Annotated in this window: 32 protein-coding genes and 1 tRNA gene; 19 read left to right on the forward strand and 14 right to left on the reverse strand. The window is 66.5% G+C overall.

The genetic code is table 11. The features are described 5' to 3' along the window. Nucleotides 1-234: 234 nt before the first annotated feature. Both rplU and rpmA read left to right on the forward strand, forming a co-directional pair. Nucleotides 235-612, forward strand: a complete 378-nt coding sequence (gene rplU, locus ACJ0G7_RS02405; protein ID WP_043696884.1) for a 50S ribosomal protein L21 — start codon at nucleotides 235-237, stop codon at nucleotides 610-612. 42 nt (nucleotides 613-654) lie between these two features. Then, on the forward strand, nucleotides 655-921 hold the full coding sequence (gene rpmA / locus ACJ0G7_RS02410) for a 50S ribosomal protein L27 (protein WP_043692578.1): 267 nt from the start codon (nucleotides 655-657) through the stop codon (nucleotides 919-921). Nucleotides 922-977: 56 nt separating this feature from the next. Here rpmA and ACJ0G7_RS02415 read toward each other — a convergent pair whose 3' ends face one another. Beyond that, a complete protein-coding gene (locus ACJ0G7_RS02415) occupies nucleotides 978-1,730 on the reverse strand; it encodes a bifunctional 2-polyprenyl-6-hydroxyphenol methylase/3-demethylubiquinol 3-O-methyltransferase UbiG (protein WP_043692579.1) in 753 nt (250 codons plus the stop codon). Nucleotides 1,731-1,787: 57 nt separating this feature from the next. Here ACJ0G7_RS02415 and truB point away from each other — a divergent pair, with 57 nt between their 5' ends. The 3 genes from truB to ACJ0G7_RS02430 are packed head-to-tail and all read left to right on the forward strand — an operon-like array spanning nucleotide 1,788 to nucleotide 4,162. Beyond that, the gene (truB, locus tag ACJ0G7_RS02420; RefSeq protein ID WP_407395077.1) at nucleotides 1,788-2,672 is read left to right on the forward strand and encodes a tRNA pseudouridine(55) synthase TruB; all 885 of its coding nucleotides are present in this window, start codon (nucleotides 1,788-1,790) and stop codon (nucleotides 2,670-2,672) included. 58 nt (nucleotides 2,673-2,730) lie between these two features. Then, nucleotides 2,731-3,483, forward strand: a complete 753-nt coding sequence (locus ACJ0G7_RS02425) for a YebC/PmpR family DNA-binding transcriptional regulator (protein ID WP_043692582.1) — start codon at nucleotides 2,731-2,733, stop codon at nucleotides 3,481-3,483. Between the two features lie 22 nt (nucleotides 3,484-3,505). After that, on the forward strand, nucleotides 3,506-4,162 hold the full coding sequence (locus tag ACJ0G7_RS02430; protein WP_043696887.1) for a L,D-transpeptidase family protein: 657 nt from the start codon (nucleotides 3,506-3,508) through the stop codon (nucleotides 4,160-4,162). A 6-nt stretch (nucleotides 4,163-4,168) separates the two neighbouring features. Here ACJ0G7_RS02430 and ACJ0G7_RS02435 read toward each other — a convergent pair whose 3' ends face one another. The 4 genes from ACJ0G7_RS02435 to ACJ0G7_RS02450 form a co-directional block, all read right to left on the reverse strand. After that, nucleotides 4,169-4,336, reverse strand: coding sequence for a hypothetical protein (locus ACJ0G7_RS02435; RefSeq protein ID WP_156957110.1), 168 nt, complete (start codon nucleotides 4,334-4,336; stop codon nucleotides 4,169-4,171). A gap of 70 nt (nucleotides 4,337-4,406) precedes the next feature. Then, nucleotides 4,407-4,646: a hypothetical protein gene (locus ACJ0G7_RS02440; RefSeq protein WP_043692585.1), complete on the reverse strand. Its 240-nt coding sequence runs from the start codon at nucleotides 4,644-4,646 to the stop codon at nucleotides 4,407-4,409. A 35-nt stretch (nucleotides 4,647-4,681) separates the two neighbouring features. After that, the gene (locus ACJ0G7_RS02445; protein ID WP_407395080.1) at nucleotides 4,682-5,455 is read right to left on the reverse strand and encodes a glucosamine-6-phosphate deaminase; all 774 of its coding nucleotides are present in this window, start codon (nucleotides 5,453-5,455) and stop codon (nucleotides 4,682-4,684) included. 15 nt (nucleotides 5,456-5,470) lie between these two features. After that, on the reverse strand, nucleotides 5,471-6,889 hold the full coding sequence (locus ACJ0G7_RS02450) for a SpoIID/LytB domain-containing protein (protein ID WP_407395082.1): 1,419 nt from the start codon (nucleotides 6,887-6,889) through the stop codon (nucleotides 5,471-5,473). Between the two features lie 82 nt (nucleotides 6,890-6,971). Here ACJ0G7_RS02450 and rnz point away from each other — a divergent pair, with 82 nt between their 5' ends. Both rnz and psbV read left to right on the forward strand, forming a co-directional pair. Continuing rightward, nucleotides 6,972-7,931 (forward strand): ribonuclease Z, encoded by a 960-nt coding sequence (gene rnz, locus ACJ0G7_RS02455; RefSeq protein ID WP_407395084.1) that lies wholly within the window; start codon nucleotides 6,972-6,974, stop codon nucleotides 7,929-7,931. A 74-nt stretch (nucleotides 7,932-8,005) separates the two neighbouring features. Further along, nucleotides 8,006-8,518 carry a photosystem II cytochrome c-550 gene (psbV, locus tag ACJ0G7_RS02460; RefSeq protein ID WP_043692594.1) on the forward strand — a complete coding sequence of 171 codons (513 nt, stop codon included), beginning with the start codon at nucleotides 8,006-8,008 and terminating at the stop codon, nucleotides 8,516-8,518. 40 nt (nucleotides 8,519-8,558) lie between these two features. On the opposite strand, the gene ACJ0G7_RS02465 is transcribed toward psbV, so the two are convergent. The 4 genes from ACJ0G7_RS02465 to serA form a co-directional block, all read right to left on the reverse strand. Continuing rightward, nucleotides 8,559-8,951, reverse strand: coding sequence for a hypothetical protein (locus ACJ0G7_RS02465; protein WP_407395086.1), 393 nt, complete (start codon nucleotides 8,949-8,951; stop codon nucleotides 8,559-8,561). 99 nt (nucleotides 8,952-9,050) lie between these two features. Further along, on the reverse strand, nucleotides 9,051-9,350 hold the full coding sequence (locus ACJ0G7_RS02470) for a ferredoxin (protein WP_043692601.1): 300 nt from the start codon (nucleotides 9,348-9,350) through the stop codon (nucleotides 9,051-9,053). 140 nt (nucleotides 9,351-9,490) lie between these two features. Continuing rightward, complete coding sequence (gene prmA, locus ACJ0G7_RS02475; RefSeq protein ID WP_407395088.1) at nucleotides 9,491-10,393, reverse strand: 50S ribosomal protein L11 methyltransferase; 903 nt, start codon at nucleotides 10,391-10,393, stop codon at nucleotides 9,491-9,493. Continuing rightward, a complete protein-coding gene (gene serA / locus ACJ0G7_RS02480) occupies nucleotides 10,393-11,979 on the reverse strand; it encodes a phosphoglycerate dehydrogenase (protein ID WP_407395090.1) in 1,587 nt (528 codons plus the stop codon). Before serA ends, prmA begins: the two co-directional genes overlap by 1 nt. Before the next feature lie 101 nt (nucleotides 11,980-12,080). Between serA and ACJ0G7_RS02485 the strand changes: the two genes are divergently transcribed. The 6 genes from ACJ0G7_RS02485 (at nucleotide 12,081) to ACJ0G7_RS02510 (ending at nucleotide 16,158) form a co-directional block, all read left to right on the forward strand. Continuing rightward, nucleotides 12,081-12,581, forward strand: coding sequence for a hypothetical protein (locus ACJ0G7_RS02485; RefSeq protein WP_407395092.1), 501 nt, complete (start codon nucleotides 12,081-12,083; stop codon nucleotides 12,579-12,581). Continuing rightward, nucleotides 12,578-13,357, forward strand: coding sequence for a photosystem II S4 domain protein (locus ACJ0G7_RS02490; RefSeq protein ID WP_043692608.1), 780 nt, complete (start codon nucleotides 12,578-12,580; stop codon nucleotides 13,355-13,357). The genes ACJ0G7_RS02485 and ACJ0G7_RS02490 overlap by 4 nt, the downstream gene beginning before the upstream one ends. 81 nt (nucleotides 13,358-13,438) lie before the next feature. Beyond that, nucleotides 13,439-13,510: transfer RNA gene (locus tag ACJ0G7_RS02495), tRNA-Val, on the forward strand. Between the two features lie 25 nt (nucleotides 13,511-13,535). Next, on the forward strand, nucleotides 13,536-14,924 hold the full coding sequence (murD, locus tag ACJ0G7_RS02500) for a UDP-N-acetylmuramoyl-L-alanine--D-glutamate ligase (protein ID WP_407395094.1): 1,389 nt from the start codon (nucleotides 13,536-13,538) through the stop codon (nucleotides 14,922-14,924). 84 nt (nucleotides 14,925-15,008) lie between these two features. Beyond that, complete coding sequence (locus ACJ0G7_RS02505; RefSeq protein WP_407395108.1) at nucleotides 15,009-15,455, forward strand: EVE domain-containing protein; 447 nt, start codon at nucleotides 15,009-15,011, stop codon at nucleotides 15,453-15,455. Then, nucleotides 15,439-16,158, forward strand: a complete 720-nt coding sequence (locus ACJ0G7_RS02510) for a hypothetical protein (protein ID WP_407395096.1) — start codon at nucleotides 15,439-15,441, stop codon at nucleotides 16,156-16,158. Before ACJ0G7_RS02505 ends, ACJ0G7_RS02510 begins: the two co-directional genes overlap by 17 nt. Here the strand turns inward: ACJ0G7_RS02510 and ACJ0G7_RS02515 are convergent. The 4 genes from ACJ0G7_RS02515 to ACJ0G7_RS02530 all read right to left on the reverse strand — a co-directional run bounded on the left by ACJ0G7_RS02515 (nucleotide 16,110) and on the right by ACJ0G7_RS02530 (nucleotide 17,601). Next, entirely contained in the window at nucleotides 16,110-16,358 is a 249-nt protein-coding gene (locus ACJ0G7_RS02515; protein WP_043692619.1) for a DUF2811 domain-containing protein, read from the reverse strand. The genes ACJ0G7_RS02510 and ACJ0G7_RS02515 overlap by 49 nt on opposite strands. Before the next feature lie 314 nt (nucleotides 16,359-16,672). Beyond that, nucleotides 16,673-17,044, reverse strand: coding sequence for a DUF1818 family protein (locus ACJ0G7_RS02520; protein WP_407395098.1), 372 nt, complete (start codon nucleotides 17,042-17,044; stop codon nucleotides 16,673-16,675). 4 nt (nucleotides 17,045-17,048) lie between these two features. Beyond that, nucleotides 17,049-17,276, reverse strand: coding sequence for a DNA-directed RNA polymerase subunit omega (locus ACJ0G7_RS02525; RefSeq protein ID WP_043692626.1), 228 nt, complete (start codon nucleotides 17,274-17,276; stop codon nucleotides 17,049-17,051). Nucleotides 17,277-17,316: 40 nt separating this feature from the next. Continuing rightward, on the reverse strand, nucleotides 17,317-17,601 hold the full coding sequence (locus tag ACJ0G7_RS02530) for a hypothetical protein (protein WP_043692629.1): 285 nt from the start codon (nucleotides 17,599-17,601) through the stop codon (nucleotides 17,317-17,319). Nucleotides 17,602-17,664: 63 nt separating this feature from the next. Here ACJ0G7_RS02530 and ACJ0G7_RS02535 point away from each other — a divergent pair, with 63 nt between their 5' ends. The 3 genes from ACJ0G7_RS02535 to ACJ0G7_RS02545 all read left to right on the forward strand — a co-directional run bounded on the left by ACJ0G7_RS02535 (nucleotide 17,665) and on the right by ACJ0G7_RS02545 (nucleotide 20,393). Then, a complete protein-coding gene (locus ACJ0G7_RS02535) occupies nucleotides 17,665-19,218 on the forward strand; it encodes an Hsp70 family protein (protein WP_407395109.1) in 1,554 nt (517 codons plus the stop codon). A 74-nt stretch (nucleotides 19,219-19,292) separates the two neighbouring features. Beyond that, a complete protein-coding gene (locus ACJ0G7_RS02540; protein ID WP_043692632.1) occupies nucleotides 19,293-20,141 on the forward strand; it encodes a hypothetical protein in 849 nt (282 codons plus the stop codon). A gap of 30 nt (nucleotides 20,142-20,171) precedes the next feature. Continuing rightward, nucleotides 20,172-20,393, forward strand: coding sequence for a ferredoxin-thioredoxin reductase variable chain (locus tag ACJ0G7_RS02545; RefSeq protein WP_043692634.1), 222 nt, complete (start codon nucleotides 20,172-20,174; stop codon nucleotides 20,391-20,393). Here ACJ0G7_RS02545 and pyrR read toward each other — a convergent pair. Next, entirely contained in the window at nucleotides 20,377-20,937 is a 561-nt protein-coding gene (gene pyrR, locus ACJ0G7_RS02550) for a bifunctional pyr operon transcriptional regulator/uracil phosphoribosyltransferase PyrR (RefSeq protein WP_043692637.1), read from the reverse strand. The two genes, ACJ0G7_RS02545 and pyrR, sit on opposite strands and share 17 nt — an antisense overlap. A 99-nt stretch (nucleotides 20,938-21,036) precedes the next feature. Here pyrR and gpmI point away from each other — a divergent pair, with 99 nt between their 5' ends. From gpmI to ACJ0G7_RS02565, 3 genes are read left to right on the forward strand one after another with little or no spacing between them, the layout of a single operon-like run. Then, complete coding sequence (gpmI, locus tag ACJ0G7_RS02555) at nucleotides 21,037-22,674, forward strand: 2,3-bisphosphoglycerate-independent phosphoglycerate mutase (protein WP_407395101.1); 1,638 nt, start codon at nucleotides 21,037-21,039, stop codon at nucleotides 22,672-22,674. Nucleotides 22,675-22,679: 5 nt separating this feature from the next. Next, nucleotides 22,680-22,910, forward strand: a complete 231-nt coding sequence (gene secG / locus ACJ0G7_RS02560) for a preprotein translocase subunit SecG (RefSeq protein WP_043692642.1) — start codon at nucleotides 22,680-22,682, stop codon at nucleotides 22,908-22,910. Continuing rightward, nucleotides 22,907-23,755 (forward strand): sulfotransferase domain-containing protein, encoded by an 849-nt coding sequence (locus tag ACJ0G7_RS02565; protein WP_407395102.1) that lies wholly within the window; start codon nucleotides 22,907-22,909, stop codon nucleotides 23,753-23,755. Before secG ends, ACJ0G7_RS02565 begins: the two co-directional genes overlap by 4 nt. Nucleotides 23,756-23,785 lie beyond the last annotated feature (30 nt).

Raw genomic sequence — 23,785 nt, forward strand, 5'->3', positions numbered from 1 at the left:
TCAACATCGGAATCTTGACGGAGGGGACCTCCAAGCACGAGGATCTTTGTTTGTCTTTCGATTGCGGCTCAGGCCGAATCGGCTTCGGCCGAGCCTGACCGCGTCCTGCACTCCATGGCCGAGACCAAACCTGCTGCCGACGCAGCTGCGACGACCACCTCTGAAGAAGCACCGGTTTCTGCAGAGCGTCCTGAGATCCAGACGGAACCCACCGCCAAGAAGGCTGCTTCCAAGGTGAAGGCGGAATCCGCCGATGCCGAGGTCGCTCCCTCCTCATCCGATGCCTACGCGATCGTCGAGGCGTCGGGCACTCAGGTGTGGCTGCAGGCCAACCGTTACTACGACCTCGACCGCATCCATGCCGATGTGGACGCGACCATCACCCTGGACAACGTCCTGCTGGTGAAGAACGCCAAGGGCACCACCCTCGGGACGCCCTACGTGAAGGACGCCAGTGTCTCCCTGAAGGTCATGGCCCACCGCCGCGGCCCCAAGGTGATCGTCTACAAGATGCGTCCGAAGAAGAAAACCCGTAGCAAGAATGGTCACAGACAGGAGCTCACCCGGGTGATGGTTGAATCCATCTCCGTGGGCGGCAAGTCCATCAGCTGACGCTCCAACGACACCCCCCGCCCAACACCGCTTCCCCACCCCATGGCACATAAGAAAGGCACAGGTTCAACCCGCAACGGTCGCGACTCGAACTCCAAACGCCTCGGCGTCAAGGCCTACGGCGGCGAGACCGTCACGGCCGGTTCGATCCTGATCCGTCAGCGCGGCAGCTCTGTTCTGGCCGGCGTGAATGTCGGCACCGGCAAGGACGACACCCTGTACGCCCTGACCGACGGTGTGGTGAAGTTCGAAAGCATCCGCCGCGGCCTGCGCAACCGCAAGCGCATCAACATCACCGCGGCTGTCTGAGCGGATATCCGGATCGAAGAGCCCCAGCACCAGCCGGTGACTGGGGCTTCGTCGTGTCAAGCCGGTCTGTACAGACGGGCGGTGATCAACAGCGGATGGAACACCTCGAGGAACTGAGCCTGGAGGGTGCGGAAGAAGCGATCAACCAGCTCCGGATCATCGAAGTGGAAGGGGTATTCACCATTGTTCCCCTTGAAGAAATACCAGTTCAGCAAGGCGATCGCGTCGGGTGCCATACGCCCGTGAAATTCCAGCAGCTGCGCTGAGGGATCCGGCAGATGTTCCAGCACGTCGAGGCAGACCACCGTGTCGAACGCCACGTCACCGGTGCCGCTGAGGTCCCGGTGCACCGAGAGCTTGTGCGCCAGCCCCAGCGCTTCGGCCCGCTGCTGCACAAAGGCCTGGTTGTGGGGGTTGAGATCCACGAACCACACATGCTCCACCTGGGGCAACGCAGCCGCTGAGAGCGCATGGGTGCCGATGCCGCCTCCGAAATCCAGCACCTGCCCCCTGGCCGCCATCCCCTGGAGCCGCAGGGTGTCGGCGATGTAGTCCGCACTGGAGAGATGCCAGGCCGCCAGTTCCAGCAGATGACCGGTGCCGACCGTGTCCTCGTAGAACGTCGTCGCATCCTCGGCTCGAAACGCCCCGGGATGCAGATCAGCCAGGTCATCCGTGCTGCGCGGCAGCCGCTGCTCCACGACCTCCAGCGACAGATCCAGGTAGCGGCTCAGATGCTCCTTCACGGCCAGGGCGTCCTGGAGAAAGGAGCTGACGTCCACATCGCGGCTGCGACGAAGCTGAGGCATGGGGGCGGCGCACCGGCTGGATGCAACAGTCTGGAGTCACGCTGACCTGCAGCTCGGATGGCCCCTGTGGATGGTCCCTTCGGCTTCGTGGTGATCGACAAGCCGGCCGGTCTCACCTCCCATGCCTGTGTCGGTCGCCTGCGCCGCTGCTACGGCCTCCGACGCATTGGCCACGGCGGCACCCTGGATCCCGCCGTCACCGGCGTGCTGCCGATCGCCCTCGGACCCGCCACCCGCCTGTTGCCGTATCTGCCCGGTGACAAGACCTACCGCGGCCAGATCCAGCTGGGGACCACCACCAACACCGATGACCTGCAGGGCGAGCCGCTGCATCAGACGGCCTGGCCGGAGCTGCCGATCGCGGCCCTGGACGCGGCCCTGACGCCCTTCCGCGGAGCGATCCGGCAACGCCCCCCGCAGGTCTCGGCGGTGCACGTCGACGGGGAACGGGCCCACAACCGGGCCCGGCGAGGGGAGGTGATGGACCTGCCGGCACGTCCGGTGACGATCCATCGCCTGACGCTGCTGGCCTGGGATCCGGCGAACGGCCGACTCGAGCTGGAGGTGCACTGTTCCGCCGGCACCTACATCCGTTCGCTGGCCCGTGATCTGGGAGAGGCCCTGGGCTGCGGCGGCTGCCTCGCCCAGCTGCGCCGCACCCAGGCACTCGGTTTCCATGACCGGCAGGCCGTGGCGCTGCCTGAGCCGGACGACGCCCCCCCTGCGCCTCTCTCACCGCTGCAGGCGCTTGCCCATCTGCCCCGACGCGATCTGACCGACGCGGAACTGACCGACTGGCGCTGCGGCCGCCGTCTGTGCATGCCGGACGGCCCGGAGGAGTCCATCGTGGTCTGCGACGCCGACGGGGAGATCGTCGGCATCGGCCTGCGGGAGCCGGGGGAGCAGCTGCGTCCGAAGGTGGTCTTCGGCGCTGCCGGCTAGAAACGTGCCGAAGCCCTGAGTACCCTGCGCAACCAGCGAACGCTCCTGCTCTGCAGCGATGGCCGGCCACAGCAAATGGTCACAGATCAAGCGCACCAAGGCCGTGGTGGATGCCAAACGCGGCGCCGTGTTCACCCGGCTTGGGCGGGAGATCATGGTGGCGGCGCGGGACGGGGCGGATCCGGCCGGAAATTTCCAGCTGCGCACGGCGATCAGCAAAGCCAAGACGGCCGGGGTGCCGGCCTCCAACATCGAGCGGGCGATCGCCAAGGGCTCGGGGCAGGGTGCTGAGGCGGCCCAGTTGGCGGAGGTCCGCTACGAGGGCTACGGGCCCGGCGGTGTCGCGGTGCTGGTGGAAGCCCTCACCGACAACCGCAACCGAACAGCGGCGGATCTGCGCCTGGCCTTCAGCAAGAACGGCGGCAACCTCGGGGAAAGCGGCTGTGTTGCCTACCTGTTCGAACACCGCAGCGAGGTGACGATCAGCGCCGATGGCGACGTCGAGGAAGCTCTGCTGGAGAGCCTGCTGGAGCTCGACGCCGACGGCTACGACCTGATCGACGACGGTGTTGTGGTGCACGGCCCCTTCACGGTGCTCGAAGCCCTGCAGGATGGCCTGCGGCAGCAGGGCTGGACCGTGCGCGATTGGGGCCACAGCTGGCATGCGAGCACCAGCATCGACATGGCTGATGTCGACACCGCAGGTCAGTGTCTGAAGCTGCTCGATGCCCTCGATGGTCTGGACGACGTGCGCAGCGTCAGCTGCAATCTCGGGGAGATCCCTGAGCAGATCGGTGCGGGAGCGGCATGATGCGCGCAATGTCGTCGCCGTCATGGGTGCATCGCGCACGATCGCGCTGGCCGCAGCGCTGCTGAGCCTGGCCGGATGCCAGTCCGAGCCCTCCTCCCCTCCGGAACAGGCGGATCCGATCAGCAGGGTCCGGATCGAACTCGACGTCAATGCCCCGGCGAAGAGCACAGGGATTCTCAGTGGTGCCGGTCTCAACCACGCCTTCCACGTCGGCTACGGCAAATACGGCATCGCCTGTGAGGGATCGCGCTTTGAGGAGGGCGTCACGCCGCTCGGCACCTTTCGCGTCAACGCCGTGCTGAGCGACGACATCTTTGAGATGGAGCCGGAGCTGATCGAACAATCCGGACGCACCCGGGACAATCTCAAGAGCACGCTGTTCCGCAACATGAGCGCCATCGACTTCAAGGGCGATGGTGAAACCGGCGAATACGGCAACGGCTACATCAGTCTCGCGCCGGTCCCGGCCACGCCGCAGCCCTTCGAATTCAACGAGTACGCCGGTCAGTTCCGCTGGTACAGCTTCGCCATTCATGGCACCAACGACGAACGCCGTGTCGGCACCAAGGACACAGGTGGCTGCCTCAACGTCAGCGACAAGGATCTGAAGGTGCTGCTGGAGAATCTCTCCATCGGCGACGAAGTCGAGATCACCGCCAACGGCCCCTGCAGCAGCTGAGGGGCCTCAGCGGAACTCCTGCCAGATCGCTCGCAACTCCTCCGGTTCCACCGTGAGCAGGTGAATCCTGGCCTCATTGAGCACGGCCTTCAGGCGACGCTCCTGCCGGCACGGGAGCAGGTCCTCCATCCGATCGAGGATGTCGAGGTACATGGCAAAGGTGGAGACGTTCATGACAGAGACGGGCTGATCTCTGCAATCTCCCGACGCCGCCGCCGATTCACATCGCTCAGATGGGGGATCATCACTCCTCCGCCGGACGCTGGCGGATCATCGTCGCCAACATCTCAAGCTTGGAGTTTTCCGATTCCGAGGCCCGGTTCGCCATCCAGGAGTTGGCGGCTTTCTGCTGCGACAGCTGCTGCACGAGAGCCAGAGCGGCCTCCCGCAGCTGCTCGATGTCCTGACAGTCAAGGATGAAGCGGTTGAACCGCTCCATCTCGAAACTCTGCTCCAGGCGAGGCTCCAGCGGTTCGATGCTCATGTCAGGGCTGTCAGGCCGAGGTCTGAACGGCCCGATCAAGCTAGGGGGGGTGCCAGGGCTGCTGCATCAGCCCACAGCCAGACCCGCGAGTGACGCAGCAGCCAGGAGGCCGGCAGCTGCGGATCGGGCTGTGTCGCCGCCAGCAGCCGGCGCAGGATCGCCGCCTTCGCGGCTCCGGTGACCACCAGATGGATCTCCTCGGCGGCGAGGATCTCCCGCAACCCCAGGGTGATCGCCGACGACGGCACCGCTGCGGGATCCCCGCCGAACATCCCGGCGTTCTGCTGTCGGGTGGCGCTGGAGAGAGACACCACCCGACAGGGCAGATCCGCTTCGCAGGGGGGTTCGTTGAACCCCACATGACCGTTGCTGCCCAGCCCCAGAAGCTGCACGCCGATGCCACCGCAGCGAGCCAGTGCGGCGCCGTAGGCGGCAGCGGCTCCATCGCCATCGGCGGCGGAGCCATCCGGCAGCCGTAAGGCGGCATCCGGGATCTGCAGCGGCCCCCCGAGCTGTTCGGCCATGAAGCGGCGGTAGCTGCGCGGATCCGAGGCCGCCAGGCCTCGGTACTCATCCAGGTTGAAACTGCTCCAGCAGGCCTTCAGAGCGGCCAGCTCGTCCGTGCGCCAACCGTGCAGACGCCGCACCAGGGCGGCGTACAGCGGCTCCATGGTGCGTCCAGTGGCCAGGCCCAGAGGGCGATCGCCGCAGCGCCGTGCCCGCAGCTGATCCTCGAGCCGTTCCGCCAGAGCGTCACACAGGGCTTCCGCGGTGGAGCGCTGCTCCAGCTGATGGGGGAATCCCGACACGCCTGGGGGCCTGGCTCAACCTCTCCAGAGTGGCGCTGATGGCACCAGCTGCGCCATGGCGGGATCGTGATACGGCTGGAAGGGCACCACATCAGCCCCCCGGTAGTAGTGCCCGAGGATCGCGCGGAAATCCGCACCCTGCTCCGCCAGGCCATGGGCTCCCCACTGACTCATCCCCACGCCGTGCCCGAAGCCCTGACCGCGCACCAGCAACTGGCGGCCGGCCGCAGCAGGACGGGAGCGGGCGGCGGCGCCGAGCAGGTCCGGAGTCGAGGCCCTCAGCTGCCGCCTCGGCTGTGGACGTGACTCTTGTGGGTGTGACTCTCGTGGGCGTAACCCCGTCGGCTGACGAGCGACGCTGGCGGTGATCCGATCGATGCGGGAGCGACCGGAACCCGACTCTGCATCGGGGCTGGCGACCGCCGGCAGCGAAACAGGAGCCGGACGACTGCTGGCAGCGACCATCTCGAAGTTCACCAGCGTGCTCTTGAGGCCGAGGCGTCGGCGCAGCTCGTTCCCGGTGAGCATCAACGTGCCGCGGGGGCCACGCACCCGGGCCTGACGCACCCGGCCGCTGCGGCTGCGACTGAGCACCTCCACGCCATCCAGGCCGCCGGTCTCCGGCCAGGTGCGGCGCAGCATCATCGGATCGAAGCGTTCCTGCCAGCGGTGGACAGGGCTGTGCTGGTCGTGATCGGGAACACTCACCAGATAGGGCAGCTGGTTTCGCCACACCATGCCGCTGGCTTCCGTGACGCCGCCGGAACTGCTGTGGAACACCGCATCGATCAGCTTGCCGCCGTGCACGAGCACCAGGGAACGGGTGCTGGCCACCGCTTCACGGGTGCTGGCGGTCTCCGCCTCCACCCCGCTGTAGACCTGGCTGGCCACGGTGGCCTTCACATCCCAGCCACCGCCGCGGCTGCGCTGCTTCAAGGCATAGGTCCGAGCCGCCACCGCCTGGGCCTGCAAAGCGGCCAGGGGCCATGCATGGGGCATCTCGCTGCCCACCACACTCGCCAGATAGGTCTCGATCCCAAGCTCGTTCACCGCCCGCAGGGTGCCGCCGCGGCCACTGATGCGAAGTTCGCCCCGGTAGCGACGCTGACCGAGCCAGATGCCACGCGGGTCATCGTTCATCACCGACAACACGGCAGCAGCACCCAGCCAGCGCTCGTCGCCATCACAGTCGACCAGCAGGCGCCCCCCGCGCAGGCTCACCTCCAGACGCCTCCAGCTCCCCTCACCACCAGGCAGACCACGCACCCGCAGCAACTGCTCGCCATCAGCCCGCAGAAGCAGGCGCGGACCTTCATGCAGCAGCACCCGCATGCGCGGCTCCATCATCCGCGGCACGGCCACCGGCGGATGCAGCAGCGACAGTCCGGCAAGGCCTAACAGGGCGGCGGCGCCGAAGACTGGAGCGGAACGCACGGATCGATTCAGAGGCAGCCCAGTGTGCCCCGATCACCCCGGCGCTGCCAGATGGCAGCATGTCAACTGAGGATCAGCGGCCTTGCAGGTCACCTTTCTCGGTACGAGTTCCGGCGTCCCCACGAGGGCCCGCAACGTTTCAGCGGTTGCGCTGCGGCTGCCTCAGCGGGCTGAAATGTGGCTGTTCGACTGCGGTGAGGGCACCCAGCACCAGTTCCTGCGCAGTGACCTGCGGCTCTCCCAGCTGCGCCGGGTGTTCATCACCCACATGCATGGGGATCACGTGTTCGGCCTGCCTGGCCTGCTGGCCAGCCTCGGGCTGTCGGGCAGCTGCAACGAGGGAGTCGACCTCTACGGCCCCGATCCCCTGGAGACCTTTCTTCAGGGGGCCCTCAGCAGCAGCTCCACCCGCATCGGCTATCCGCTCCAGATTCACCGGGTGCGCCCGGCGGCTGAGCAGGGAACCCTCGTGTTCGAAGACGACGCCCTGACGGTGCGCTGCACACCGCTCACCCACCGGGTGCCGGCCTATGCCTACCGGGTCGAGCAGAAGCCACTCGCCGGCCGTTTCGACATCGAACGGGCCCGTGCCCTGGAGATTCCTCCCGGCCCGGTCTACGCGCGGCTCAAACGGGGTGAGACCGTCACCCTCGAGGACGGTCGGGTGATGGACGGCACCAGCCTCTGCGGCCCGGACCGCCCTGGGGTGAGCGTTGTGTACTGCACCGACACCGTCTTCTGTGAGGCCGCCGTGGAGCTGGCCCGCGGCGCCGATCTGCTGATCCATGAATCGACCTTCGCCCACGCCGAAGCGGAGATGGCCTTTCAGAAACAGCACTCCACCAGCACGATGGCCGCCCAGACCGCGGCGGAGGCTGGGGTCGGCCAGCTGGTGCTGACCCACCTGAGTCCCCGCTACGCCCATGGCAATCCGGTCACACCGGACGACCTGCTGGCGGAGGCGAGGGCGATCTTCCCGGAGACCCTGGTCGCCAAGGATTTCATGACCCTGGACGTGAAGCCCCGCTGCAACAGTTCGTGATTCCGCCACGGAGCGACTCTCCCCCGTGATACAAGGGCTTGGTGCGGTGAATCCGTCAGTCCCCGGCATCCTTCATGGCCTCTCCTTTCTCCTCTCTCCGACGGTCCCTCAGCGGACTGCTGATCCTGGTGCCGGTGCTGATCGGCCTTTTTGTCGCGGCACCCGCTGAAGCGGCCCGCTGGGATGCAGAAACCCTCACGGTCCCCAGCAGTCCCGACGGAGCTCTGGTGACCTTCAGCGAGCAGGAGATCAACGCCGGCCGCAAGGTGTTCAACACCAGCTGCGGCACCTGCCACGCCGGCGGCATCACCAAGACGAACCACAACGTCGGCCTCGATCCCGAGACCCTCGCGCTGGCCACCCCGGCCCGCGACAACGTCGATGCGCTGGTGGATTACATGAAGGACCCCACCTCCTACGACGGTGAATACAGCATTTCGGAACTGCACCCCAGCATGCGCAGCGCCGAGCTGTACCCCGCCATGCGCGACCTCGACGACGAGGATCTGCGCCTGATGGCCGGCTACATCCTCGTGTCTCCCAAGGTTCAGGGAACTGCCTGGGGCGGCGGCAAGATCTACTTCTGATCCGGCTGCGTTCAAGCTGATCGGCTGACCCCAGTGGCCCTCAGGCCGCTGGGGTTTTTGATGGCTCAGCAGGGGTGCAGTTGTCCGCCTGCATCGAGCGGGGAAGACGGCTGTACCACCACTCCTGCAGCTCGCGGCTGAAGGTCTGGGAGAACAGCGTCAGAACGGTGGCCGTGGGGCGCGAGCCCGGCTGAAGCAGCTCAACGGCATAGGAGGGGCAGCGACGGGCCGCCAGATCGGGGACAAAACGCCTGCCGACGCGGCGCCAGCTCGGCTCCTTGCTGCGCCACGCCAGGCGGCAGCAGGGCCAGGGCAGTTCTTCGCGATCGAACAGACGGCAGCAGGGCCCGATCACACGGAAGCTGTACTGGCCTCCCGGACTGGTGTGAACACTGCCGCAGGCCAGCAGCTCCTGGGCTTCAGAACGGCTCAAGTCGACAGCTCTGCGATGGACTCATGGAAGACGGACAGGCAACAAAAAACCACCCCCAAGGGGGTGGTTTTCCATCGGATCCCGATGGAGGTGAAGGGCTCAGTAGAGCTCTTCCTCGGCGTGGGTCTTGATGGTGCAATCGGAGGTGGGGTAAGCCACGCAGGTGAGCACGAAACCAGCTTCGATCTGGTCGTCGTCCAGGAAGCTCTGGTCGGACTGATCGACGGTACCGGCGGTCAGCTTGCCGGCACAGGTGGAGCAGGCGCCGGCGCGGCAGGAATAGGGCAGGTCGATGCCCTGCTCTTCAGCAGCATCGAGGATGTACTGGTCATCGGGCACTTCGATGGTCTTGTTCAGACCTTCGCTCTCGCTGACCAGGGTGACCTTGTAGGAAGCCATGATTGGTGAATGCGTACAGGTCCCCGGAGATCCGAGCCTGCAGGACCAGACGTTTTTACTGCAAATGGAGCCTCTTGCAGCCGCTTGAACCACTCGGCGGGGCAAGGTCCAATGGGAGGCCATACACAGATAAGCCAGGCTTATGGCGTCTCCGGGCTCCGGCGGCGGATGCACAGCAGCCCCCAGCGGCCCTGAGAGGCGCTTTCACTGACCTGCCATCCCAGCGCTGCCAGCACTTCCGTCAGCCGTGGCGCCTGGTCCACCAGCAGGCCGCTGAGCAGGGCCCGGCCACCGGGAGCGATCAGGCTCTCGAACCCCGGTGCCAGTGCCTCGATCACCGGCGCCAGGATGTTGCAGAGCAGCAGATCGGCCCGCTGGCTGCCGAGCAACTGCTGCAGGGTCTCCACCGAGCCGAGATCGACCGCCAGCTGCTCCGGCCTGCGCTGGTTCAGATCGCGGTTCTCTGCCGTGGCCCGCACCGCCAGGGAGTCGGTGTCGGCGGCCACCACCCGCTGCGCCCCGAGGTGGAGGGCCGCCAGACCGAGCACACCGCTGCCGCAGCCGAGATCTGCCACCAAGGCACCCTGGGGAGGCTGCTGCTCGAGGGCCTCCAGGCAGAGGCGGGTGGTGGGGTGACTACCGGTGCCGAAGGCGCTGCCCGGATCCATGCGGATCACCAGACGCTCACGGTGCTCGTCCGGCACCTCCAGCCACGCCGGCAGGATCAGCAGAGCGCGGCCCACGGGATCGGGCTGCCAGTGCTGCTTCCAACTCAGACTCCAGTCTTCGTCGTCGACCTCATCCCAGTGTCCCTGCGGCAGGCTGAGGCCGAAGGGATGGGCCAGGGGCGCCAGGCTCGCCAGCAGTTCGTGGCGATCGGTCTCCGGCCATTCCGGCTGCGGCAACCACAGCAGCAGCGTGCGCTGCTCCGGAGTCTCCGGAGCATGCTGCACCGCATGGCGATGAAGCCCGAGATCATCCAGCTTCCAGAGCAGCGATTCCTCGAGTTCCGCAGGACAGGGCAGCGACAGACGCCACCACATCAGAGCGTCACCGGATGGGCTTCCTGGATGCCCTCAATCGCCGTGATCGTCTGCAGCAGCGTCGCAGGAATCGGGTCATCGATGCTGAGCACCATCACCGCATCGCCGCGAACGATCTTGCGTCCCACCTGCATCGCCGCGATGTTCACGTTGTGCTCGCCGAGCATCGATCCCAGCTGGCCGATGATGCCGGGCATGTCCCGGTGGCGCGTGAACAGCATGTGGCTGCTTGGGGTCACGTTCACCGGGAATTCGTCGATGCTGGTGATCCGCAGATCTCCATCGGCGAACACGGTTCCTGTCACGCTGCGGCTGCCCTGATCACCACGACTGGTGATCTGCAGTGAGCCGCCGGCGAAATCGCGGCTGGCTTCGTCCTTCACCTCCAGCACGCGGATGCCACGGGCCTTGGCTTCGAGGGAGGCATTCACGAAATTGATGCTGTCCCCCAGCACCGCTCCCAGCAGTCCCTTCAGGGATGCGATCAGCAAGGGCTGCGAGGGATGGCTGGCGAATTCACCCTGGAGCCGGAGCTCCAGCTCCTGCACCTGACCGCCTGACAGCTGACTGACGAGCCGGCCGACGGTTTCCGCCAACTGCAGGTGGGGCTTGAGCCGCTCCATGATCTCGGCACTCAGGCCGGGAATGTTGACGGCGCTGCGAGCCGGCAGCCCCAGCAGCACATCCCGGATCTGCTCGGCGACATCCACCGCCACGTTCTCCTGGGCCTCCTCCGTGGATGCACCGAGGTGGGGCGTCAGCACCAGGCCGCGTTCCACCGCCCGCAGCGGCGAATCCTCCGCCAGGGGCTCGCTGGCATACACATCCAGGCCGGCGCCGGCGATCACACCGTTCTGAATGGCCTCGGAGATGGCCGACTCATCGACAACGCCGCCGCGGGCGCAGTTCACGATGCGGGCCGTCGGTTTCATCGTGCGCAACAGCTCCGCATTCACCAGGTTCTCGGTGTCCTTGGTGCGCGGAATGTGCAGGGTCACGTAATCCGCTGTGCGGAACAGCTCATCCAGATCGGTGAGCCGCACCTGCATCTGCTGGGCGCGGTCGGCGGCGATGAAGGGGTCGTAGGCGATCACCTCCATGCCCATGGCCCTGGCGACGCGGGCCACGTGGGAACCGATCTTGCCCAGACCCACCACACCGAGCGTCTTCTTGTAGAGCTCGTTGCCGACGTATTTCTTGCGGTCCCACTTGCCGGCCCGCATGCCCGCATGGGCCTGGGGCACATGCCGGGACAGCGAAAGCATCATCGCCAGGGCATGCTCCGCGGCCGCGATGGTGTTGCCCTCCGGCGAATTCACCACCAGGACTCCCCGCTGGGTGGCCGCGGGCACATCGACGTTGTCGACACCGACGCCGGCACGGCCGATGATCTTGAGCCTGGACGCCGCGGCGATGACGTCGGCCGTCACCTGCGTGCCCGAACGGATCATCAGAGCGTCGTAGTCGCCGATGCAGGCCTTCAAGTCCTCGGCCGACATGCCGGGGCGCTCATCCACCTGCGCCACCTGACTGAGAATGTCGATCCCGGCCTTGTCAATGGGATCGGAAACCAGAACTTTCGTCATGAAAGGGCGCTGAACAGCCGCGCCGAACTGTAGTGATCAGCACCCACACCCCCAGTCGTTCAAAGGACAGGGTTCAGAATTCAGCTTTCCGGTGTGAGGGGATGGCGATCTGTGTGGTGGTGCTGGCCGATCAGGCTGCGGCGGATCAGCTGACCGAGCAGCTGAACGACCCGCAGCTCCGTCTGAGCAGGAGCATCACCATCCCGCCCGAGGGGGACAGCATCGACCGGGTCGAACTGCTCAGTCCCAACCTCACGCGGCAGCGGCGGCAGAAGGCGATGGCCCGCTGGCTGATGCCCTTCGGATTCCTGGCGGGGGTGACCTTCACCAAGATCACCAACCTGACCACGTTCGCCAGCTTCGGTCCCTGGGGCGAGACCCTGATCGGCGGGCTGCTGGGCATGGGATCCGGCCTGATGGGCAGCTATGCGGCCGCCGCCAGCGTCAACTCCGAGAACGAGGACGGCGTTCGGATCCTGCGCAACCGCCGCGAGGAAGGTCGCTGGCTGCTGCTGCTGGAGACACCGACCGGCATCGATCTGCCCTGGCAGACGGTGCAGCGCTGCCGGCCGCTGCAGGTGGTGCGCCTGAGCGAACTGTGACGCTGCCGCGCGACCAACTGCTTGAGGGAAGTCAGGACCCGGAGGGGCTCGAGCCTCTGCTCGACCTGGCCGAGGAGGTGCTGCGCACCTGGCAACCCCGGTGGAGTGGATTTCTCTCCGCCCCGCTGCAGGAGGAGGCGCTCGAACGGCTCGGCCACCTGAGTGAACTGCAGTGGGAGCGCCAGGGCGGCCATGCCGGCGCCGAGCGCTGCCGACTGCTCTGTCACCGCCGCGATGCCGCTCCGGACGAGCCGTTGCCGATCGAGGGGCTGCTGATCGAGGGCAACTTCCTGTTCGACCCCCTCAGCCCCGCCGATCTGCGTCAGGCCCTGCAGGCGATGGGCGCACCGGCGGAGGGACTGGGGGACCTCTGGGTGCGCGGTGACCGCGGTGGACAGGGGCTGTGCACACCCCCCTGCGCCGAGCTGCTGGATGCTGGCCACGGCCAGGTGCGGGACGTGCCGATCCGGTGCGAGCGGCGTCCGCTGGAGCAGTTGCAACTGCCGGCCATCCGGGCGCCCCGGACGCTCAGCAGCGTGGAGGCCTCCTGTCGCCTCGACGCCATCGCCTCCGCCGGTTTTGGCATCTCCCGCTCGAAGGTGATCAGTCAGATCAAGGCCGGCCGGTTGCGGCACAACTGGCAGCCCATCCGACTCGCCAGCCGTGAGCTGGTGGTGGGGGACCGGCTGCAGCTTCAGGACCGCGGCATGGTCGAGGTGCTCTCCCTGACGCTCACCAAACGGGAGCGCTGGCGCGTTGAACTGAAGCGCACCTGAGCTGAGGACTGCGGACCGACTGCTACTCTCCTAACTCGATCAAACGTCGATCCGAACAGGGACGAATTGTTGATCAGCTGCGGGCGATTAGCTCAGGGGTAGAGCACTACATTGACATTGTAGGAGTCACTGGTTCAAATCCAGTATCGCCCACTCCCCAGTCAGGGAAACGTTTTTGATGGATCGCACGATCGTTGTGGGGCTGGGACGCTCTGGCATCGGTGCGGCTCGTCTTCTGCACCACAACGGCATTCCCGTCAGCGTGATGGAGCGGGGAAACACCCCGCAGGATCAGGAGCGGGCTGCACCGCTGCGTCAGCAGGGAATCGAGGTGACTCTGGGGCTGCCGCTGAAGCCGGAGAGCTTCCAGCCCTGGCACGGACGTTTCGACACGGTGGTGATCGGCCCCGGCATCGCCTGGGATCACCCCACCCTCCACAACCTGCGCTCGCAGGGCATCCGGGTGCGCGGTGAGATGGACCTGGCCTGGCAGGCCCTGCGCCACCTGCCCTGGGTGGGCATCACCGGCACCAACGGGAAGACCACCGTCACCCATCTGCTCAGCCACGTGCTCGAGTGCGCCGGGCTGCGCGCCCCCATGGGCGGAAACATGGGGGTCTCCGCCGCCGAGATGGCCCTGCAGCTCAAGCAGGCATCCGGGCCGGAGCCGGACTGGATGGTGATGGAACTCAGCAGTTATCAGATTGAAGCGACACCGGACCTGGCCCCCCGGATCGGTCTCTGGACGACGCTCACACCGGACCATCTCGAACGCCACGGCACCCTCGACGCCTACCGGGCGATCAAGCGCGGCCTGCTGGAGCGCTCCGAACTGGCGATCTTCAACGCCGATGACCCCGACCTGCGCCAGCAGCGCGACAGCTGGCAGCAGCGGGGGATCTGGGTGAGCGCCGCAGGGCCCCGTCCCGATGGACAGGACGCCGATCTCTGGATCGATGCCGAGGATCAGGTTCGCGCTCCAGACGGACCGCTCTTCCCCGCCACAGCACTGGCCATGCCGGGGCTGCACAACCGCCAGAACCTGCTGATGGTCACGGCGGCCGCCCGGCGCATCGGCCTCCCTGCCGCCGAGATCGAGGCTGCACTGCGCCGGTTCCCCGGTGTGCCCCATCGCCTCGAACTGCTGGGAACCGTGAACGGCCTGAGCGTGTTCAACGACAGCAAGGCCACCAACTACGACGCAGCGGAGGTGGGCCTGCGGGCGATGACGGCGCCGGTGGTGGTGCTGGCGGGGGGCGAGACCAAGCGGGGCGAAGCCGCGGGCTGGCTGGAGCAGTTGAAGCGGAGAGCCTGCGCCGTGGTGCTGTTCGGAGCCGGAGCCGAGGAGCTGCACGAGCTGATCAACGCCAGTGGATTCCCCGGTGTGGTGCACCGGTGCAGCGACCTGCCCGAGGCCGTTCCGCTCGCCCTGGCGGAGGGCTGCCGCCTGAAAGCCGCCAGCCTGCTGCTCTCCCCGGCCTGCGCCAGCTTTGATCAATACACCGATTTCGAAGCGCGCGGCGACCATTTCCGCCACCTGATTCAGGCATCCACCGGGGTGAACTGAGCCGGATCGACCAGAAATTCAGCAGGTCCCCCCTCTCGATCCGATGATGTCGACACCGACGCGGTTGTCGTGGCGTACTGGCTGATGAAGAGCGAGCCCGATGCCTACGGCATCGACGACCTGCGCCGGGAGGGCACCACCCTCTGGGATGGCATCCGCAATTACCAGGCGCGCAACTTCATGCGCACCATGACGGCTGGTGACAGGGCCTTCTTCTATCACTCCAATTGCAAGCCGCCGGGAATCGTGGGGCTGATGGAGGTGACCGAAACAGCTCTGGTGGACCCCACCCAGTTCGACCCCGCCGCCAAGTACTACGACGCCAAGTCCAGTCCGGACGCTCCGCGCTGGGATTGCGCCCGGCTGCGCTTTCTCGGCGCCTTCGAGACCATGCTCAGTCTCGATCAGCTGCGGGAGCTCTACGACGTCGATCAGCTGCCGGTGATCCGACGCGGCAATCGGTTGTCCATCCTGCCGGTGCCGGAGGAGACGGCCCACGACCTGCTGGAGCGGCTTGGCCCCTTCCACTGAGCTGCCACTGCTGCGGGCCCTGCCCCGGGCCTGGGTCGCCTTCGGCCGAGCACCGTGGCGCTGCGTCGGCCTGGCTTCCCTGGTGCTGCTCAGCGGCGCCGGCCTGGCGGTGATCGGCGAGGACCTGAGACGACTGGGGCTGGCACAGCTGGGTGATCTCGCCGTGGTGCTCAGCCTGCTGCTGCCGCTGCTGCCCCTGCTGGGGCTGCTGCAGCTGGCCGATACCCTGCTGCCCCCCCAGCAACCGCAGCGTCCAGCGGGTCGCCGCAGCTTTCTGCTGCGGCAGTCCCTGGCACTGCTGCTGATGGAGATCCTGCTGCCTCTGGGAGGCATCGCCCTGATTCAGAGCCTCAGCTGGGTGATGGGGCGGATCAGCACGACCCTGGCCGGACTGGTGGTGATCGGAGGTGGCCTGCTGCTGCTGAGCTGGTTGTTCAGCCAGGTGCTGGCCCTGCCGCTGCTGGTGCACCGCCGTTGCCGGGCCCTGCAGGCCATGGATCAGAGCCTTCAACTGGTCCGCAGCAACTGGCTCAAGGTGCTGGCTCTGCTCGGCCTGCTCGGGGGGTTGAATCTGCTGGGTCTGCTGGTGGCCAGTGTCGGGCTGCTGATCACCCTGCCCTTGAGCGCGCTCGTCCTGATGGCCTGCTGCAGGGCTCAGACGCCCGGCAGCAGCGATGCCCGGCGGAACATGTTGCCGACGTAGACGCGGGTGATCTCGCGGGAATCGACACCGTTCTGCACAAGAAAGCCGGCGAGCGCGGCCTGCACCAGGCGGTACTGGTCCCAGTTGGGGTGCTGCTCGATGAAGTGGAGCATCGCCTGCTGCAGGGGCAGCGGCAGTTCCGACTGAAAACTCACCACGCTTTCGCTGCTCACCTGAACTGAATCGAGCGTTGTCTGCATCACCCCTCTCCGGAACGTCCACTACTTCTCCACAACTCGGAGAGCGCGTCAAGGGTGTCCCAGACAACACCAGTCCAACCGATCTCCCCATGAGACTCCAGCTCTGACCGCACTCCTGCACAGGGAACTCAGGCGACCAGGCGGCAACTCAGGCCCCAGGGCCGCGCGTCAAGAGGAAGCCGCAGGACATCACCACTTTCCACAGCTTCAAGGGAGCGAGCCGCTTTCGCGGCAAACCCTGTGGAAAACCTGTGCAGAGCGTGCGCTGAGGCCGTGGAGCAATCAATGGAAGCGTTTTCCATAAGCCCCGCTGATCAAGCCATGGTGTCCAACAGGGTTCTCATGGCCGCGACCATCGCCGCGGCCGCCGGCGCGGGCCAATGGCCTTCCGCCCCGCGGTTCTGTAGCGGTGACAGCAGCACGGTCAGCGCCCAGCTGTGGCGATCACCACTCAGGCAGCCCCACCAGACGCCGCGTTCGAGCTCCAGCTCGATGGCCTCCTGCTCCATCAGTTGGTCCACCAGCTCGCGATGCTGACGCTCCAGATCCGACACGAGATTCCCCAGATCCCGCCACTCCGATTCGGTGAGCTCGATCGCCCACCCCTCTCCTCCGATGAGCACCGGGTAGGTGCCCCGGGAGGGATCCCTGGCCAGTCGCCAGCCGGGTCCCTCCTGCTGAACCATCGCCTCAGCCAGGCAGCAGGTCGGGCTGATCCTGCTCGTCGCTGAGCTCGACAATGGCGCGCTGCACAGGCTTCACGCTCGATTCCTCCAGCAGCCCGTCGAAGTCATCGAAACGGCGTTGCTTGGCCCGGAAAGCGATCCGAACGGTGGTCAGATAGCGGTTGCTGGACTGACGGATCAGGCTTTCTCCCCGCTTGGCGAGGTCCTGGGAATCCACTCCTGCAGAAATCACAGCTGATCCACGCGTTAATGAATGATTTTAAAGGTTGATCTCAAGCCAGCTGATCGCTGGTGAACGGAACGTGCATCGGGTAACTGCGCTGACGGGAACCGGGAACCCTGAGCACGATCTGTCGTCCCAGCCCGAGGGCAGCCAACGGCAACCGCAGGTAGGTCAGCAGATCACTCACCTCCTCCAGATGGGCCATGTCAAGACACTCGATCCGGATGCTGCCCCAGCTGCGACGCATGCGACAGTCCCGCAAAGGTTCCAGCAGCTCCTCCACACGGGGATCTTCGCGATAAAAGGAGAAGATCAGCTGCTGCAGACGGTCCATCTGACCCGATCCCCGTAATCTCGTTCTCACTTCAACGTGCCCATCAGCACGGCTCTCGCCTGCGTGGGAGAAGAAAAGCTTCAGAATTCAACCCTCGCGACCCTGGCCATCGATCTGGGGAGCACCACGACCGTGGTGGCCATCCAGCGTCAGGACGACCCACGCCCGCAGCTGCTGGACCTGCCACCCATCAGCCTTCGCCCCGGTGAGGTGCCCAGCCTGGTGTGGGCGGGTGAGCCCACGCCCCTGATCGGCCGGCAGGTGCTGGAGGCTGGCCTGGCGGACAGCACGGGGCCGGAGCTGGCCCGTGATTTCAAACGCGGCATCGGCGCCGGAGCGGTTCCGGGCGCAGCCGAACGGGCCGGGGAACAGCTGCTGTTGCAGATCTGGGACCGCCTGCCCCCGACCCTGACGATTCAACGCCTGGTGCTCACCGCTCCGGTGGAGACCTACCAGCCGTACCGAAACTGGCTGCTGCAGGCCTGCGCAGCCCTGCCTGTGCAGGAGATCGCCCTGGTGGATGAGCCGACGGCAGCGGCCCTCGGGGCGGGCCTGCCGGCCGGATCGCGATTGCTGGTGGTGGATCTCGGCGGCAGCACCCTCGACCTGGCGCTGGTGTCACTGGAAGGGGGCGAAGGCCGGGCTGCCCCGATCGCCCAGCTGCTGCGGCTCCACGGCCGCAGCCTCGGGGATCGCAGCCGCCAGAAACTCCGCACCGCCAGGGTGCTGGGCAAGGCGGGCCTGCGCCTGGGCGGCCGGGACATCGACCGCTGGATCGTGGCCGCCTGCTGCCCTTCATCCGCGCCGACCACAACCCTGCTGAATGCCGCCGAGCGGCTGAAATGCCGCCTGAGCGATCCGGATCTCGGCCTGGATCAGGACCTGCAGGAGCCCGCTGATGAACAGAGCCTGCAGCTCTCAAGGCGGCAGCTCGACAGGCTGCTGGAAGAGCGGGGGATGGACGACGCCTTGGAGCGGCTGCTGGAGGAGGCCCTGACCGGAGGGCGCCGCAACGGCTGCGATCTGGAGGATCTGCAGGGGGTGGTGGCCGTGGGCGGCGGTGCACAGCTGCCCTGGCTGCGCCGCTGGCTGCAGGAACACACGGCCCCGGCTCCGCTGCTCACCCCGCCACCGGTGGAGGCGGTCGCCCTCGGAGCCCTGCAGCTCACCCCGGGGGTGCAGGTGCGGGATGTTCTGCAACACGGCGTGTCCATGCGGACCTGGGATCAACGCAGTGGGGCGCACCGCTGGCACCCCCTGTTCGTGGCCGGTCAGCCCTGGCCCAGTCCAGAGCCCCTGGAACTGGTGATGGCGGCCAGCCGCAGCGGCCAGGAGCAGCTGGAACTGGTGCTGGCCGAGCCCCAGACCGAAGGGCGTCATGACGTGGTCTTCGTGGAGGGGATTCCCACCCTGCGCAGCAGCGACGCCGGGGAGGTCCGGCACCAGCCATGGCCCGGCAACCCTGCGGTGCTGCCCCTGGATCCACCGGGGGAAACGGGCCAGGACTGCCTGCGCCTGCGCATCAGCATCGACGCGGATGCGGGACTGATCGCCGAGATCCACGATCTGCGCAGCGGTCGCGAGCTCCCTGCCCTGCAACTGGGAACCGTCCGCTGATCACGCCGTCCACAGGGGATGGGAGCGACGCCAGGAGATCCATAGAACAGTGGCAGTGCGTGACCTTGAGATCCTTGGCGCCCCGACGCCACCTGCTGCTTCGGCTCTGGGTCGTTGCCACCGCCGGTGTCGTGATGGCCATTGCGGCCGGTGCGTACTGGTGGGAGGGTCAGCTGCCCGGAAAGCTTCGACAGGCTTCCCGTGATGGTGATCTGAACGCCTGCCTGCGCTACAGCGAGCAGTTGGCAGCCCTGCGCTGGCTGGGGAAGGGTGCTCCGGAGGAACAGGCCCTCTGCCGCCGTGAGCAGGCTCAGCGGTTGTGGGATCGGGGCGAGCGTCACGCTGCCCTCGCCCTGCAGCAGCAGCTGGTGCAGTCCGGCCACGGCGATGCAAGCCTGGATCGCAAGACCCTGAACCGCTGGCGCGACGACCTGCGTGAACAGGCACTGGAGCTGTTCCGCGACGGCGAGCTGGAGTCGGCCATCGCTCTGCTGGCCCCCCTCGACCAGGGCAGGCCCGCCGGCAGCGGACGCCTGGGTGAGCAACTGCAGGAGGTCTGGAACCGCAACCGTCTCGAGAACGATCGGCTGGAGCAGCTGATGGCCGATCAACGCTGGTGGGAAGCCCTCGACAGCCTCAACCGTCTCGATCACCCTTGGTGGCAGGACCAGGCCAGCGGCAGCCGGCGCACGATCGAAAGCGCCATCAACGCCCTGCGCAGCACCCAGGAACACCAGCAGCATGGCGCTTCCGATCCCGATGTGATCGCCGGCGCCGAACTCGATGAAGCGGTGCGCGACCGCCTCGTGAGCGGCATGGATCCCTGGGAAGCGTTCCAGGAAAGCTGCAGCAACCTGGGCGGAGCCGTGGAGGAGGACGGACCGGAGAGCTTCTGCCTGCGACGCCCTGCGGAGGGACCGTGACAAAATGCACGAACTGACGACGCGACGACCATGCAGGTGGGAGACAAGGTGACGGTCGACACATCGGTCGTGGTCTTCAACCACCCTGAACATCGCGGCGAGGCCTTCGACATGCAGGGCCAGAGCGGCGATGTGGTGAATGTGCTGAACGACTGGAAGGGGCGAGTGATCAGCCCGACGCTTCCGGTGATCGTGGCCTTCGGTCGCTACAAGGCCCACTTCCGCGCCGACGAGCTCAAGTCGGCCGGCTGAGCCGCCGCAGGAACACCCCTTCTTCCCCGTCCACATCCCGCAACCGCAGCTCGATCGTCTCGCTGCGTCGGGTGGGCACGACCCGACCGCAGAAATCGGGCTGAATCGGCAGCTCGCGGTGGCCCCGGTCGACGAGCGCCAGCAGCATCACCCGCTGCGGACGTCCCCAGTTCTGCAACGCCTCCAGGGACGCCCGCACCGTCCGTCCGGTGAAGATCACATCGTCCACCAGAACCACCTGGCGATCCTCAACGCTGCTGGGCAGGGTGGTGAGCTGGGGCAGACGGGTGCCGATCCGCTCCAGATCATCCCGATGGAACGTGGGATCGATCGCGCCCTGGGCGATGGCATGGCCACTGAGCCGCTCCAGCTCGCGGGCCAGCACACGGGAGAGCTGGACGCCGCGGGTGGGAATCCCCAGCAGCATCAGGGTGCGGCTGTCCTCCACCGTCTCCAGGATCTGCGTGGCCAGCCGTGCCAGGGTCCGCCCCAGCTCCCGCTCGGAAAAAATCTCGATCCGTTCGTTGTCGGCCGTGGAAGACATGAAACGGTGACGTTGTGGTGAATCCGGGAAAGTGAGGCCTGCAGACGGATGGAGCGTTAGGTTGATTCTGCAAAAGGTCTTAAGAACCCACCGTCACGGGTGAACGTGAACAAAAGCTCTACCAGCGGTTCAGGCCAGACCGGAACAGTCGCTCCGGTGGTCCTCACCATTCTTGATGGCTGGGGCCATCGGGAGGACTCCGACAACAACGCCATCCGCTCGGCTGAGACGCCGGTGATGGAGGCCCTCCGCCATGCCTATCCCAGCACTCTGATCCAGGCCAGCGGTTCCCACGTCGGACTGCCGGACCAGCAGATGGGCAATTCCGAGGTGGGGCACCTCACCATCGGTGCCGGCCGGATCATCCGCCAGGAACTGGTGCGCATCAGCGACACCGTTCGCGATGACCAGCTTCGTCACACCCCGGCCCTGAAGGAGCTCGCCGAGCGGGTGAAGAGCAACGGCGGCACCCTGCATCTTCTCGGTCTCTGCTCCGACGGTGGAGTGCACAGCCATGTGGATCACCTCTGCGGCCTGATTCGCTGGGCCGCCGACAGCGGCATCAGCCGCCTGGCGATTCACGCCATCACCGACGGCCGCGACACGCCCACTCAGAGCGCTCTGGGGTACATCAACCAGGTGCAGGCGGCGATCGACGCCGCGGGTGTCGGGGTCGTCGCCAGCCTCTGCGGCCGTTACTGGGCCATGGACCGGGACAAGCGCTGGGAGCGCACGGAAAAGGCCTACGACCTTTACACCGATCCCGATCGCCCTCGGACCGACAGCAGCCCGGAACAGGTGCTCAGCGCCAGCTATGCCGGCGGAACCACCGATGAATTCCTCGAGCCTGTGCGCCTGCAGGACGTGGTGATGCAGGACGGTGATGCCGTGCTGCTCTTCAACTTCCGCCCCGACCGCGCCCGTCAGATTGTTCAGACCCTGTGTCTGCCCTCCCACGACGGCTTCCAGCGCCGCCACACCCCGAAGCTCGATGTGGTCACCTTCACCCAGGTGGAGCAGGACCTGCCCGTGGTGGTGGCCTTCCCCCCCGAGCCCCTCGACGACCTGCTGGGTCAGGTGGTGGCCGGCCAGGGGCTGCGCCAGTACCGCACGGCTGAAACGGAGAAATACCCCCACGTCACCTATTTCATGAACGGGGGCATCGAGAAACCGCTGGCGGGTGAGGATCGCCACCTGGTGCCCTCCCCCCGGGTGGCCACCTATGACCTCTCACCGGCGATGTCCGCCGATCAACTCACCGACAGCTGCGTCACCGCCATCGAGAAGGGGATCTACACCCTGGTGGTGATCAACTACGCCAACCCCGACATGGTGGGGCACACCGGCGTGATGGAAGCCGCCACCGAAGCGATCGCCACGGTGGATCGCTGCATCGGCCGTCTGCTCGACGCCGTGGGCCGCATGGGAGGAACGATGCTGATCACCGCTGATCACGGCAACGCCGAACTGATGCAGGGTCCTGACGGTGCCGCCTGGACCGCCCACACCACCAACCCGGTACCGGTGATCCTGGTGGAGGGGGAACGGCGCAAGCTGCCCGGCCATGGCAATTCCATCCAGCTGCGCGGTGATGGTGGCCTGGCCGACATTGCCCCCACCCTGCTGGAGATCCTCAGCCTGCCTCAACCGGAAGCGATGACAGGCCGCAGCCTGATCGAGCCGATGGCTGGGGTCGACCGCGACGCCATCTCCGCCCGTCTCCCCCTGACCGTCTGAACGCGATGCTCATCACGATTCTGTCCTGGACCTGGATCGGCACCGGCCTGCTGCTCATCCTTCTCGTGCTGCTGCACAGTCCCAAAGGGGGCGGCATGGGCGGGCTGGCGGCGAGCGGCAGCTCGATGTTCAGCAGCGCCAGCAGCGCCGAAGCCACGCTTAACCGCGCCACCTGGACCTGCCTGGCGGTGTTCCTGAGCCTCGCCGTGATCCTCAGCGCCGGCTGGCTGGGTTGAGCCGCTGCGAAGCCGGCAAGATCTTCCTGCTCGGGGTGGGAGCCCAGAAATGCGGCACCACCTGGCTGGAGTCGGAACTGTCGGGGACCTCCTGGTTCAGCAACGGCGGGATCAAGGAATTCCACGTGTTCAACAAGCTGGTCGCCCAGCGCAGGAACAATCCGGCGAAGGCCATGATCCGGCGACGCCGCAAGGGAAAGCTGGACCTGATCCGGTTGCAGGAGGCGATGCGCCTCTCACCGGAGCTGTACTTCGACCATTTCGACTACCTGCATCTGCGGGAGGCCGCAGTCACCCATGTCGGCGATATCACCCCGGCCTACTCGATGCTTCCTCAGAGCAGCTTCGAGCTCATCCGCGAAGGGCTGACAGCCCGGGGATTCACGATCCGGGTGATCCTGCTGATGCGCGATCCCGTCGAACGGGCCTGGTCACAACTGCGCATGCGCAACCGGCTGCGGCATGAACGGCAGAACGCAGCCAGAGTCACAGCCGAGCAGGAAGTGAGCCAGCTGCGCAGCTTCTACCGCAAACCCAACTGCCGGTCGCGCACCACCTACGAGCAGATGGCCGAGACCCTCGAGGCGGTCTTTTCCTCGGAGGAGATCTTCTACGGCTTCTACGAAACATTGTTCCAACAGAGCGAGATCAACCGGCTCACCGACTTTCTCGAGGCTCCTGCCCTGACGCCTCAGTTCAGCCGCGTCGTGCATGCCTCACCCAAGCAGAGCGAAACAGTGGAGGGGCTGGATGCGGTGTTGAACGACATGCGCGCCTTCTTCGCCCCCACCTACGACTGGGCCCGCCGACGGTTCGGCCCACGCGTGCCCACGGGCTGGCGCTGACGGCCGCAGCCATGAAAAAAGCCCCCGCAG

The sequence above is a fragment of the Parasynechococcus sp. genome, assembly GCF_045559935.1.
In the GTDB taxonomy this organism is placed as follows: Bacteria; Cyanobacteriota; Cyanobacteriia; order PCC-6307; family Cyanobiaceae; genus Parasynechococcus.

What these genes read in the sequence shown, in the direction of transcription:
- psbV (WP_043692594.1), top strand. Translation starts at nt 8,006, where the DNA reads ATGGCCTCTCCTTTCTCCTCTCTCCGACGGTCCCTCAGCGGACTGCTG.
- ACJ0G7_RS02520 (WP_407395098.1), bottom strand. Translation starts at nt 17,044, where the DNA reads ATGGTTCAGCAGGAGGGACCCGGCTGGCGACTGGCCAGGGATCCCTCC.
- ACJ0G7_RS02430 (WP_043696887.1), top strand. Translation starts at nt 3,506, where the DNA reads ATGGGTGCATCGCGCACGATCGCGCTGGCCGCAGCGCTGCTGAGCCTG.
- ACJ0G7_RS02515 (WP_043692619.1), bottom strand. Translation starts at nt 16,358, where the DNA reads ATGCAGACAACGCTCGATTCAGTTCAGGTGAGCAGCGAAAGCGTGGTG.
- secG (WP_043692642.1), top strand. Translation starts at nt 22,680, where the DNA reads ATGCTCATCACGATTCTGTCCTGGACCTGGATCGGCACCGGCCTGCTG.
- ACJ0G7_RS02545 (WP_043692634.1), top strand. Translation starts at nt 20,172, where the DNA reads ATGCAGGTGGGAGACAAGGTGACGGTCGACACATCGGTCGTGGTCTTC.
- ACJ0G7_RS02425 (WP_043692582.1), top strand. Translation starts at nt 2,731, where the DNA reads ATGGCCGGCCACAGCAAATGGTCACAGATCAAGCGCACCAAGGCCGTG.
- ACJ0G7_RS02485 (WP_407395092.1), top strand. Translation starts at nt 12,081, where the DNA reads ATGGCGATCTGTGTGGTGGTGCTGGCCGATCAGGCTGCGGCGGATCAG.
- pyrR (WP_043692637.1), bottom strand. Translation starts at nt 20,937, where the DNA reads ATGTCTTCCACGGCCGACAACGAACGGATCGAGATTTTTTCCGAGCGG.
- ACJ0G7_RS02440 (WP_043692585.1), bottom strand. Translation starts at nt 4,646, where the DNA reads ATGAGCATCGAACCGCTGGAGCCTCGCCTGGAGCAGAGTTTCGAGATG.
- prmA (WP_407395088.1), bottom strand. Translation starts at nt 10,393, where the DNA reads ATGTGGTGGCGTCTGTCGCTGCCCTGTCCTGCGGAACTCGAGGAATCG.
- rpmA (WP_043692578.1), top strand. Translation starts at nt 655, where the DNA reads ATGGCACATAAGAAAGGCACAGGTTCAACCCGCAACGGTCGCGACTCG.
- ACJ0G7_RS02505 (WP_407395108.1), top strand. Translation starts at nt 15,009, where the DNA reads ATGAAGAGCGAGCCCGATGCCTACGGCATCGACGACCTGCGCCGGGAG.
- ACJ0G7_RS02415 (WP_043692579.1), bottom strand. Translation starts at nt 1,730, where the DNA reads ATGCCTCAGCTTCGTCGCAGCCGCGATGTGGACGTCAGCTCCTTTCTC.
- murD (WP_407395094.1), top strand. Translation starts at nt 13,536, where the DNA reads ATGGATCGCACGATCGTTGTGGGGCTGGGACGCTCTGGCATCGGTGCG.
- serA (WP_407395090.1), bottom strand. Translation starts at nt 11,979, where the DNA reads ATGACGAAAGTTCTGGTTTCCGATCCCATTGACAAGGCCGGGATCGAC.
- ACJ0G7_RS02530 (WP_043692629.1), bottom strand. Translation starts at nt 17,601, where the DNA reads ATGGACCGTCTGCAGCAGCTGATCTTCTCCTTTTATCGCGAAGATCCC.
- truB (WP_407395077.1), top strand. Translation starts at nt 1,788, where the DNA reads ATGGCCCCTGTGGATGGTCCCTTCGGCTTCGTGGTGATCGACAAGCCG.
- ACJ0G7_RS02435 (WP_156957110.1), bottom strand. Translation starts at nt 4,336, where the DNA reads ATGAACGTCTCCACCTTTGCCATGTACCTCGACATCCTCGATCGGATG.
- ACJ0G7_RS02470 (WP_043692601.1), bottom strand. Translation starts at nt 9,350, where the DNA reads ATGGCTTCCTACAAGGTCACCCTGGTCAGCGAGAGCGAAGGTCTGAAC.